This is a genomic window from Pseudomonas sp. LBUM1653, from assembly GCF_059716115.1.
Genome location: NZ_CP166803.1, coordinates 4,035,510 through 4,047,192, shown reverse-complemented (window position 1 = coordinate 4,047,192; position 11,683 = coordinate 4,035,510). Strand labels below are relative to the sequence as shown.

Sequence of the window (11,683 nt, the reverse complement as noted above, 5' to 3'; positions counted from 1 at the left end):
CTCCGCGTCACCTACAGAAGCGGAACGCGGAGCGTCCCTGGCGGCATTCCCACGCGGAGCGTGGGAACGATCACGTGCGCAGCGTACTACTTAGCTAGCGGCCAAAACCGTTCCCCACCCCCCGGCGCATCCGTCCACGCCTGCAACGAGCGTGTCGGCAAATCGAAGTAATCCCGCGTGCGCGCATACCCATGCCCGCCCATCCGCCCAATCGCATCAAGCCCCAGTTGATCGATGTACAAAGTCTTCGGGTCGATCAGCTCATCGCGCACATGGGCCATCAACACTTCGCCAAAGATGATCTCCCGCGACTGGCCGATGGACAGCGCCATCATCCGCCGGCATTCCAGTGCCACCGGAGCCTCGCCGATTCGCGGGCATTTGACCGTGGTGCCGGGGATAGCGGTGAGACCGGCGGCGGTCAGTTCATCGAAACCAGGGGCGAAGGGTACGGCGCAGACGTTCATGGCTTCCACCAGGGCATCGCTGACGATGTTCACGGTGAACTCCTGGTTGAGCTGGATGTTGCGCGTGGTGTCCTTGGGACTCTGGTCGCCGTAGTTCTCCACGCCCAGCGCAAGGATCGGTGGATCGGCCGACAGCGCATTGAAAAAGCTGAAGGGTGCGGCGTTGATCCGGCCTTCAGCGTCGACGGTGGTGACCAGGGCAATCGGCCGTGGCACCACGCTGCCGATCAGAATCTTGTACTTGTCCCGTGGGCTCAGTTGGCTGAAGTCGAAGCTTTGCATGGGCAGAATTCTCTAAAGGAGTGGATCAATGGCGCAGAGCGGCGCCTGTGCGCTGTAGTCGTCGGCGAACGGGATGGCCGGTTGGAACAGGGTCTTCCAGTCCGGTTGGCCGAAGGCCCGGTCGCTGTGGCTGCGCATCAGTTTTTCGAATTGCTGTTGGGCCTGGCGTTGCAGGGCGGGGTAGTCGACACCCTGAACCTGACCGTCCTGCATCACGCAGCGGCCATCGATGTAACTGGCGATGCAATCGTCACCGCGCCCGGCCAGGACCAGGTTTTTCAGCGGGTCGAACAGCGGCCCCAAGTGCAGGCCGCGCAGACTGAACACGGTGATGTCGGCCTTGGCCCCCGGCGCCAGGCGCCCGAGATCGTCGCGGCCCAGGGCCTTGGCACCGCCGAGGGTGGCGGCGTTGTACAGATCCAGCGTGCTGGTGAGCGAATTGCCGCCTTCCATCAAGCGCGCGATGTTTAAACCCTGGCGCATGTTGTCGAGCAAATCCGCCGGCCAGGTGTCGGTGCCCAGAGCGAAGTTGATGCCCTTGGCGCGATAGCGACCAAACGAATTCAGCGCCTCGCCATCCCGGGCAAACACCACCGGGCAATGCACCAGACTGGCGCCGCCTTCCACCAGCCGTTGCAGGTCGTCATCGCCCCGGGTATATATGCCATGGGGCAACAGGCTGCGCGGGGTTAGCAGGCCCAGATCTTCCAGCCAGCCCAGCGGCGAATAACCGCGAAGTTGTTCAACCATCGCCACTTCGCCGAGCCCTTGGCAGCAATGCAAACGCATCGGGGCGTTGAGTTCCCGGCTCAGTGCGGCGGTGCGTTGCAGCAACGCTGGCGTGCAAGTCTGGATGCGATCCGGAAACAGCGCGCCGCGAATCAACCCTGCATGAGCACCCTCGAAATCCTGGAAAAACCGCTCGGCCGCATCGAGCCCGGCCATGCCCCGGGCTTCGTCCCAGTGATGGGCCAGCGTGCCGTCAGCCTGCCAATAACTCATGCCGCTCATGTAGCAGGGGCCGAGGTAGGTGCGCAGCCCCAACTCGGCCGCCACGTCGGCCACCGCGGCAAATTCGTCATAGGTCTCGGCCCACTCGCGGTAGTACATCGAAGTGATCGGCATGGCCGTGGTGATGCCGTTGCGGATCAATTGCGTGAAGGCGTAGCGGTACTTGAAGACTTCTTCTTCGGGGCTGTAACTTTCCTTTGAACCGCGCGCCAGATACTGTGCCGACCACATCCGACCCATGTCGCTCTCGTCGCCGTTGTCCAGGGTCAGCACCGTGGAATCTAGATCGCCCAGGGCATCCAGATCGATGAAACCTGGGCCGATCAGCGCGTTGCCGTAATCGATCCACTGATCCACCGGCCCGGCATAATCACGCCCGACAAACACAATCCGTGAGCCTTCGAACACCACTTCGCCGTTGCGCCACAGCACATGCTGCGTGCCGTCGAAGCCGACCACGCAAGTGGCCCGAAGTCCGATGCGCTTCACAAACGGCGTTCCAGCAAACGACCGCCGGAAGCGATCAACTGCCCACCGCGATAGACCTGCCGCACCGGTCGTGAAACCACGGCTTCGCCCAGGGTCTGCACTGGCATCAGCAGGAAGTCCGCTGGCCGGCCAAGTTCCACGCCATAGCTTTCACAACCCAACGCCCGAGCGCCATTGACCGTTGCCGCTTCAAACGCCGCCGCCAGTTCTTCGTCCTTGTTCAAATCGAACCGAAACGCCAGCAACATCGCCCGTTCCAGCATGTCGCCGTTGCCCATGGGCGACCAGGCGTCGCGGATGCCGTCCGAGCCCAGGCATACATTCACCCCGACCTCGCGCAGGGCGAGGAACGGCGGCACCGCGCAATCGGCCGGCGCCGAACTCATCAGCGAAATTCCCAGCGCTGCCAGCCGTTCGGCCACCGGCTTGACCTGGCTCCACGGCAACATGCCCAGGCAATAGGCATGACTGATCATCACCCGGCCTTGAAGCCCGAAGCGCTCGGTGTAGTCGGCGATCAGGGCGATCTGCCACAGGCCCAGCTCGCCCTTGTCATGCAGGTGAATGTCGACGCCGCGGTCGAACTCGCTGGCCAGCTTGAACACGAAGTCGAGTTGCGCGATCGGGTCGTTGTCGATGCCGCACGGATCAAGACCACCGACGTTCTCCACGCCCAGGGCCATGGCATCGCGCATCAGCTCGGCGGTACCGGGGCGGCTGATCAGGCCGGTTTGCGGGAACACCACCAGTTGCAGGTCGATCAGGTCGCGGTATGTTTCCTGCAGTTGCTGCATGGCTTCGACATGGCGCAGGCCGAATTCCGGGTCGATATCGACGTGGCAGCGCAGGGTCAGGGAGCCCCGGGCGATGCAGTTTTCCAGCAGGGCGCCAGCCCGTTGCGCAATCGGTGCGGTGACTTCACGCAGGATGCGCCGCTCGTTGGCGATGTAGTCCTTGAGGGTGGGACCGGCGCTGTTCGGACGCCAGGGTTGGCCCCAGAGGGTTTTGTCCAGGTGCACGTGGCTTTCCACCAGGGCAGGGGTCAGCAGTTGGTTTTGGCCGTCGATGTCGGTGGCCAGCAGCTCGGAAGTCGAGGCGAGGCGACGTTGAGTGAAATGGCCGTTTTCGATCAGCAGGTCTTCGGCGGTTGAACCGTAGGGGCGTACATTTCGTAGCCAGCGGGGTTGAGTCATTGCATACCTCAAATTCTGTGTTGTGTGGGAGGGCCTCTTCGCGAGCAGGCTCGCTCCCACAGGTTTATGAGTTGTTCCCAATATTTGTGATCAACACAAAACCACTGTGGGAGCGAGCCTGCTCGCGAAGGCCGCGACTCGGTTTTGGATCAGCCCTTGAGCTTCGCCCAGATCCGGTCCTGCAGTTCACGCGCCTTGTTGCTGCATTCCTTCTCCGGGCGCAGGCGCGAGGCGAATTCGTCGGGCATGTTGATGGCGTCCATGACTCGCCACTTGGCATCGATCAGCTTGTCGCTCTGAATGCCGTTGGCGTAGGCGATGGCGTTGGACACGGCGGCGGCGTTTTCCGGCTTCATCATCCAGTCGATGAAAATCTTCGCGTTGCCGGGGTGCGGTGCGCTTTTCGGCACGGCGAAATTGTCCTGGAACATGGCCAGGCCTTCGCGCGGGTAGACGTACTTGATGGTGTTTTTCTGCAAAGTGGCCCGAGCAGTGGAGCCGTTCCAGTTCTGCATCATGATCACTTCACCGGAGGCCATGCGGTCGACGGTGTTGTCCGAGCTGTACATCTTCAGGAAGGGTTTCTGTTTTTGCAGCAGTTCGAGAATGCGCTTGGCGTCCTGCGGGTTTTCGCTGCATTCATCGACATTCAGGTAATGGCTGGCGGCGTTGATCACACTGCTGGAGGTGTCAAGGGCGGCAAGTTGTCCTTGCAGTTCCTTGCGCGGTTCAAAGAACTCTTTCCACGAGTCGTCCAGTTTGCCGCCCGGCACCCGCGCGCTGTCATAGGAGAACCCGGTGGTGCCCCACAGGTAAGGTGCCGAGAACTTGCGGCCGGGGTCGAAGCTCGGGTCGCGGAACGCCGGCTTGACGTGCTGGAAGTTGGGCAGGGCCGAGGCGTCGATTTCCAACAGCAGGTTCTGGTTGATCAAGGTGCGCATGATCGATTGCGACGGCACGATCACGTCGTACGCCGCGCCACCGGCCTGCAATTTGGCCAGCAGGGTTTCGTTGCTGTCGTAGCCGTCCATGGTGACCTTGATCCCGGTCTCCTTTTCGAACTTGGCCAGCAGATCGACCGGGTAGTAATCGGTCCAGTTGTAGAAGAACAGTTCCTTGGGCTCGGCGGCCTGGGCGCCGAACGCAGTGAGTGCGGTGAAGCAACTCAAGGCCAGACCGGCAACGGCGAAACGCATGCTTTTCACTTTCATGGACGAACACTCCAGGCTCATTGTTGTTTGCCGCGCTGTCCCAGCCAGAAGGCCAGCACCACCAGCACGATGGAAATCACCAGCATCAGGGTCGAGATCGCGTTGATCTCCGGCGTCACGCCGGCCTTGATCGCGGAGAAGATGTACACCGGCAAGGTGGTCGAACCGGGACCGGCGACGAAGAAGGTCATGATGAAATCGTCGAGGCTGACCACGAACGCCAGCACCGAACCGGACAGCACCGCCGGCCACAACAGCGGCAGCGTCACCCGGCGGAACACCTGCCACGGATTGGCGTACAGGTCGTTCGCCGCTTCCAGCAGGCTCTTGTCCAGGTCATTGAGCCGTGCGCGGATCGGCAGGTAAGCGAAAGGAATGCAAAAGCCGATGTGCGCGACGATTACCGTCAGCAACCCAAGCTTGATTCCCAGCGCCATGAACAGCAGCAGGGTGGCCACGGCGGTGACGATCTCCGGCAGGATCAACGGCAGGTTGATCCCGCCTTCGACCATCTTCTGCCCATAGAACGGCCGGTAGGTCGCCAATGCCGCGAGCAGTGCAATCGCCGTGGCGCAGACCGTGGCGATGCCGGCGACGATGATCGAGTTCAGTGCGGCGGTCTGGATCGACGGGTTGGCCAGGATCCGCCCGTACCAGGCGAACGAGAACTCGGTCCACACCGTCGCCGAACGGTTGGCGTTGAAGCTGTAGGCGATCAAAACGAAGATCGGCAAGTAGAGGTAGGCCAGGATCAGCAGGCTGACTTCCCGGGTCATGGGTAGTTTTTTCAGGTGCAGGGCGATCATGCGGTGGCTCCCCGACGAAGAGTTTTGGCAGCGCTGCGGCTATAGAGGGCATACAGCACCAAAGACAGCAGCAGAATCCCCAGCAGTAGGAACGACAATGAGCTGCCTAGGGGCCAGTTGCGCGCGGTGCCGAACTGTTGCTGGATCAGGTTGCCGATCATCAGGGTCTTGCCGCCGCCGAGAATCGCCGGAGTGATAAAGGCACCCAGGCTCGGCACGAACACCAGCAGCGAGCCGGCTATCACCCCCGGCATCGACAACGGCAGGATGATCCGCCGCAGCGCGTGCCAGCGGTTGGCACCGAGGTCATAGGCCGCCTCCACCAGACGCCAGTCGAGTTTTTCCAGGGTCGAGTAGATCGGCAGGATCATGAACGGCAGGAAGCTGTAGACCAGCCCGACGCTGACCGCGAAGTCGTTGTAGAGCAGGGTGATGCCACCGGCCTGGGGCAACAGTGCGTTGAGGCTCTGGGCGACCCAGCCCTGTTCGCGCAGGATGATCAACCAGGCGTAGTTGCGGATCAGCAGGTTGGTCCAGAACGGGATGGTGATCAGCAACACCATCAGGTTGCGCCGGCGCGGGGTCAGGCTCGACATCCACAGCGCCACCGGAAAGCCGAACAGGAAACACAACACCGTGGTGCCACCGGCCAGGCACACCGAGCGGAGCAGCGCCTGGGCGTAGACCCAGTTCAGCTCCAGTTCGCCATCGAAACCTTCCTGGAAAAACAGCTGCACGTAGCTTTGCAATTGCCAGTCGGCCTGCCAGTCGACGCCGCCATAGACGTTGCGCGGCAACAGGCTGATGTAGCCCATGATGCCCAGCGGAATGGCGATCAGGGCCAGCAGGGTCAGAACCACCGGGCTGAGCAGCAGCGCACGGTTGAGGGCGGGGGAAGTGCTGCTGACGCTCATCTCAAGCCTCCATCAACAGGCAGGCGTGGGGTGGCAGGTTGACCGCGACACGGTCACCGACCCCGCGATTGCGGTTAAGGCCTTCGTTGTTTTCGCGCAGCATGACTTTGATGTCGTTGTTCAAGCGGCACTGGTAGAGGGTCGCGGTGCCGACATACAGCACTGCCTCGATCACCCCGCGCAGGTGGTGCGGTTGCGCCGGGTCGACCAGTTGCGAACGTTCCGGGCGGAACGCCAGTTGCACCCGCGAGCCCTCGAAGCCTTGTGCCGGGCAGGGGATTTCCACCGGCATGCCGTTGGGCACGAAGATTTTTTCATTTTGCTGGCCGCGCTTGAGGTGGCCGGGGAGGAAGTTGATGTCGCCGATGAACTGGGCGACGAACTGATGCTGCGGGTGTTCATAGATATCGTTCGGGGTGCCGATCTGCAGGATCTTGCCGGCGGACATGACGGCGATGCGATCGGACAGGGTCAAGGCTTCTTCCTGATCGTGGGTGACGAAAATGAAGGTGATCCCGGCTTCCTTCTGTACGCGCTTGAGTTCGACCTGCATTTCCTTGCGCAGCTTGAGGTCCAGCGCCGAGAGCGGTTCATCCAGCAACAGCACTTTGGGTTTGGGCGCCAGGGCCCGGGCCAGCGCCACCCGTTGCTGCTGGCCACCGGACAACTCCGCCGGTTTGCGCTTGGCCAGGTGTTGCATTTGCACCAGCGCCAGCATCTCATCGACCCGTTGCGCGATCTGCTTGCGATCAAGACCCTGCATCTCGAGGCCGAAGGCGATATTCTGCGCGACACTCATGTGCGGAAACAGCGCGTAGCTCTGGAACACCGTGTTGACCCGACGCTTGAACGGCGGCAGATCGTTGACCGGTTCGCCGGCCAGGCGAATCTCGCCCTCGCTGACATGCTCGAAACCGGCGATGGTGCGCAGCAGGGTGGTTTTGCCACAGCCGGAAGGACCGAGCAGGGTGAAGAACTCGTTGTCGGCAATGTCGACAGAAACGTTGTCGAGGGCTGGAGCCAGCCCTGGATCGTCGGAATACCGTTTGGAGACGTTACGCACTTCGATTGCAACTGGATGACCCATAATGGTGCATTCCTCTAATTATTGTATGCAAAATCTGGATGCAATTTAGAAATACCCGGATTAATCTGCTCATGCAACCCCCTTTTGCAAGGCTGTTCATTCGCCTGGGGCGGGTTGCGTAGCGCTGAAGGAGTCATCGAATGGCGGAAAAGAAACTGGAAACCACGGTCGACCGCGTCTACCAAGGGGTTTACGAGGCGATCAGCAAACGCTCGCTGCGTCCCGGCATGAAGCTGGGCGAGGCTTCGCTGGCCGAACTTTTCAATGTCAGCCGCACGTCGGTTCGTGCCGCGCTCAAGCAATTAGAGGCCGATGGACTGGTCACCACCGAGCCCAATAAAGGTGCGTCGGTGTCGCTGCCGAGCGATGAAGAGATCCGTTCGTTGTTCGAAACCCGGCGCCTGGTCGAGATCGGCATCGTCAGCGAACTGTGTCGCCGGCGCGATACGGCGGTGACCCGGGATTTACGCGATCACTTGCTGCTTGAGGATGAGGCGCATCGCAGTGGTGACCACGAACGCTTGATCCACCTGCTCGGCGAGTTCCATATCAAGCTGGCCCGCAGCCTGAACAATCCGGTGTTGCTCGACTGGTTCCAGAAGCTGATCTCCCGAGCCTCGCTGTACGCCGCCGCGCTGGATGACGACAGTCACGAAGCCTGCCGCGACGACGAACACCTGCGTTTGATCGAGTACATCGAGGCAGGTAACCAGAGCGCGGCGATCGAGCTGACTTGCATCCATTTGAACGGTATCGAGAAGGCGATTCTGGATGTGGCGGCGACTCTGAAAACCGGCTATCACCCGCTCAAGCACCTGATCGAGGTCTAATGCTCCCCCTGTAGGAGCTGCCGAAGGCTGCGATCTTTTGACTTTGATTTTTCAAGATCAAAAGATCCCAGCCTCGTTGCTCTATTCAGGCGGATCAATCCGATCCAGCACCCTATTCACCGCCAACTCACCCAGCATGATGACCTGGGCAATACCCAGCAGCGTATTGCGATTGCTCCCCTGCGTACGATCCGCCAGATCCAGGGTCATGACATTGGCCGAAGCTAGCGACTCACAGGCATGCGCCAGTAACGTTTCGCTATCAAGTTCCGGGTTGACGATGAACATGGTGCAGAGTTTGCGCGGGGTCGCTTGGATGTCGGCGGCAGAGGGGATGCGGTCTGAAGGAGTTGCCGGATCGGTTTCGGGCGAATTTGATGTTGGTTTAGACATGGAAGGTACCTCTCGTTAGAGCTGCAACCTGTCCCGCTACTAAACAAAAGGGTGGCAGCTGTGCGCAAGTTAGTAGACCGGTAACCTTCCAAACCCGGCGCATCCGAAGATGCCATGCGCACAGCTACCATCAAGTGCAGACGAACGTCTGACTGAGGAACGCTTGTGCAACCGTTTCAGAAGATGAGCCGGGCTACTAAACCCGATCACTGACAATCAGTGACGGCGATCAAGTTACCGACCGGCCCCAAGGCGCACAAGCCGGCGGATTCTGGCGTAACTGTAGGCAATGGCGCAAGGCGCTGTGGCTTTCGGGAAGTAACCTGGCGGGGCTTTAAACACGCTGCAAATGGCTCGCAACAGAGCGGCGAACCAAGGCTGAACCGACCTTGGCGCGAACGGATTTTTGCTGTCAGAAATCGCCCGCGCCCAAGAGCAGGAAAACTCCTACATATCAGTTATACCAATACCCAGACGCGTCCTACGCGCAATAAGGAAACGTCTTATTTTCAGCGCGTGTCAGCTTCCCCAATGCTGTCGAGCACTTGAACGAGGGATGGAAATGAAGCCTCCCCGTATGCTCTCAGGGAGGTCTGTACATGAACACCGCACGAACCGTTTTCTTCAGCCACAGCCATCATAAACTCTGGGTCCGCGATCTTGCGACCCACCTCGACGTCCTGGCCTTCCATGGTGAAGAACGCCTCAGCCAACCCTTCACCTACCACGTGGAATTCACCAGCACAGAGCAGGATCTCGCGGCCAAACAACTGCTGGGCAAGGACGCCAGTTTCAGCCTGTACGCCGCCAAGCAACCCCCGCTGATAAAAGGCCTGCCCACCCCTGAAATCAAAGCGCTGCGCACCCTGAACGGCGTGATCACAGCGTTAAAACGCCTGTCTGCCTCCGTCGACGAAGCCCGCTACGAACTGACTCTGCAACCGCGTTTGGCGTTGCTCAAGCGCGGCCGGCAATACCGTATCTACCAGCAACAGTCGGTACCGGAAATCGTCGAAAGCATCCTGCGTAGCCGCCACGACTTCCGAGGCCAGGACTTCCTGTTCCGCCTGGCACGAGAGTACCCCCGGCGCGAACAAGTGATGCAGTACGGCGAAAGCGACCTGGCCTTCATCAGCCGCCTGCTGGCTGAAGTGGGCATCTGGTACCGCCTCACCAGCGACCAACGCCTGCACATCGACGTCGTGGAATTCTGCGACGGCCAGCGCGGCTACCAGTTCGACGTCGAGTTGCCAAACTTCTCGCCCGCCGGGCTCAGCAGCAACGATGCGGATGGCGTGTGGAGCCTGCAAACCAGGCACCAGGTGGTGGAAAAAAACGTCAACATCCGTACCTATCAGCCCCTTGACGCCAGCGCCCACCTCGACGCCGATGTCGACCAGACCCGCGGTGCGAAAATCACCTACGGCGAGGCCTACCACTACGCGGAGCCCTACCGCGTGCTCGGTGGCGCCTACGATCAGCACGAAGACCTGGAAAGCGAAAGCGGCTACTTCTACGCACGCTTGCGCCACGAGCGGTACCTCAACGACCAGACCCACCTGAGCGGTATCAGTAGTAGCGCCACCCTGGCACCGGGCCAGGTGCTGACCATCACCGGCGGCGGAGCACCGCAGGCCTTCACCCCGCGTTGCGCGATCATCGCCGTGCGCACCCGTGCCGCCCGCGATGCCAGCTTCGAGTGCCGCTTTGAAGCCATGCCCTATTCGGAAACCCTGTGCTTTCGCCCGCCACTGCCGGCCAAACCCCAAATCGCCGGCACCGTCCCCGCCCGGGTCACCAGCGGCGAAGCCCACGACAAATACGCCGAAATCGATCTCCAAGGCCGCTACAAGGTCAACTTCCTATTCGACCGCGACCCCTGGAAACTCGGCGAGGAAAGCATGTGGCTGCGCCAGGCACGCGCCTACGCCGGCGACACTCATGGCCTGCACCTGCCGCTGATCTGCGGCACCGAAGTGGCCATCGCCTTCGAACAAGGCGACCCCGACCGCCCCTACATCGCCCACGCCCTGCACGACAGCGAACACCCGGACCACGTGACCCTGCGCAACCGCGACTACACCCGCAACGTGCTGCGCACCCCGGCCAACAACAAGTTGCGCATGGAAGATCGGCGCGGGCAGGAGCACGTCAAGCTCAGCACCGAGTATGGCGGCAAGAGCCAGCTGAATTTGGGGCATCTGGTGGATGCCCGGAAGGAGAAGCGCGGGGAAGGGTTTGAACTGCGCACGGACGATTGGGGTGCATTGCGCGCGGGTAAGGGTTTGTTCATCAGCGCCGATGAACAAATCAAGGCTGCTGACGATGTACTCGCCATGGCGCCGGCCACCAGCCAGATCGAAGGCGCCCGCCAGCAAATGGCCGAGTGGCAGGAAATTGCCCAGGCCCATAACAGTCGACCACCCGCCATCGACGGTCTGCAGCAACTACAAGCGGACGCCAAAGGGCTGTCCGCCCCGGCCATCCTCTTGAGCGCCCCCGACGGCATCGGTGCGGTAACGCCGGCCAGTCTGCTGCTCAACAGTGGCGATGGGATGTACCTGCAAAGCCGGAACGACATCAACCTTGCCGCCGACCAGCGTCTGTCGGCACACGCCAAAAAAGGCATCTCGCTGCTCGCCCAGCGAGAAGGCATGCGCCTGGTTTCCGGCGAGGGCCCACTGGAAATCGAATCCCACGGCGACCTGATGAACCTGATCGCCCAGCGGGACATCACCGTGCAGTCGGTGCAGGGGCGTCTGAAGCTGTTGTCCGAAAAAGGCATCACGCTTGGCAGTGGAAATGCGGCGATCCACCTCGACCCGGAGGAAGGAATCCTTTTCGACAGTCACGCCAAGATTCGCTCCAGGGGGCAACACATCTGGGAGGGGCCTGGTGGCCAGCGTTTCCCGTTGGCGGTGCTGCCCAAGTCGGTGTGCGAGGAGTGCCTGAAAAAGGCTCAAGCAAAGGCCATTGGTTTGCTGATGCGCCAAGGTTGAT

General features: G+C 61.1%; 10 protein-coding genes. 2 read left to right on the top strand and 8 right to left on the bottom strand.

What is annotated here, in order from left to right:
- Positions 1-86 precede the first annotated feature (86 nt).
- The 7 genes from ACA054_RS17975 to ACA054_RS17945 form a co-directional block, all read right to left on the bottom strand.
- The gene (locus ACA054_RS17975) at positions 87-749 is read right to left on the bottom strand and encodes a flavin reductase family protein (protein ID WP_497685449.1); all 663 of its coding nucleotides are present in this window, start codon (positions 747-749) and stop codon (positions 87-89) included.
- A gap of 12 nt (positions 750-761) precedes the next feature.
- Positions 762-2,249, bottom strand: coding sequence for an amidohydrolase family protein (locus tag ACA054_RS17970; protein WP_497685448.1), 1,488 nt, complete (start codon positions 2,247-2,249; stop codon positions 762-764).
- Positions 2,246-3,442: an amidohydrolase family protein gene (locus ACA054_RS17965; protein ID WP_497685447.1), complete on the bottom strand. Its 1,197-nt coding sequence runs from the start codon at positions 3,440-3,442 to the stop codon at positions 2,246-2,248. Before ACA054_RS17965 ends, ACA054_RS17970 begins: the two co-directional genes overlap by 4 nt.
- A 149-nt stretch (positions 3,443-3,591) precedes the next feature.
- Positions 3,592-4,653 (bottom strand): extracellular solute-binding protein, encoded by a 1,062-nt coding sequence (locus ACA054_RS17960; protein WP_497685446.1) that lies wholly within the window; start codon positions 4,651-4,653, stop codon positions 3,592-3,594.
- A gap of 17 nt (positions 4,654-4,670) precedes the next feature.
- Positions 4,671-5,459, bottom strand: coding sequence for an ABC transporter permease (locus tag ACA054_RS17955; RefSeq protein WP_020795454.1), 789 nt, complete (start codon positions 5,457-5,459; stop codon positions 4,671-4,673).
- Positions 5,456-6,373, bottom strand: a complete 918-nt coding sequence (locus ACA054_RS17950) for an ABC transporter permease (protein WP_497685445.1) — start codon at positions 6,371-6,373, stop codon at positions 5,456-5,458. Before ACA054_RS17950 ends, ACA054_RS17955 begins: the two co-directional genes overlap by 4 nt.
- 1 nt (position 6,374) lies before the next feature.
- Positions 6,375-7,460: an ABC transporter ATP-binding protein gene (locus ACA054_RS17945; RefSeq protein WP_497685444.1), complete on the bottom strand. Its 1,086-nt coding sequence runs from the start codon at positions 7,458-7,460 to the stop codon at positions 6,375-6,377.
- Positions 7,461-7,600: 140 nt separating this feature from the next.
- Here ACA054_RS17945 and ACA054_RS17940 point away from each other — a divergent pair, with 140 nt between their 5' ends.
- The gene (locus ACA054_RS17940; protein WP_497635299.1) at positions 7,601-8,290 is read left to right on the top strand and encodes a GntR family transcriptional regulator; all 690 of its coding nucleotides are present in this window, start codon (positions 7,601-7,603) and stop codon (positions 8,288-8,290) included.
- Between the two features lie 81 nt (positions 8,291-8,371).
- Here the strand turns inward: ACA054_RS17940 and ACA054_RS17935 are convergent, their stop codons facing one another.
- Positions 8,372-8,683, bottom strand: a complete 312-nt coding sequence (locus ACA054_RS17935; protein ID WP_497685443.1) for a DUF6124 family protein — start codon at positions 8,681-8,683, stop codon at positions 8,372-8,374.
- Between the two features lie 599 nt (positions 8,684-9,282).
- On the opposite strand from ACA054_RS17935, the gene ACA054_RS17930 reads away from it, so the two are divergent.
- Positions 9,283-11,682: a type VI secretion system Vgr family protein gene (locus tag ACA054_RS17930; protein ID WP_497685442.1), complete on the top strand. Its 2,400-nt coding sequence runs from the start codon at positions 9,283-9,285 to the stop codon at positions 11,680-11,682.
- Position 11,683 lies beyond the last annotated feature (1 nt).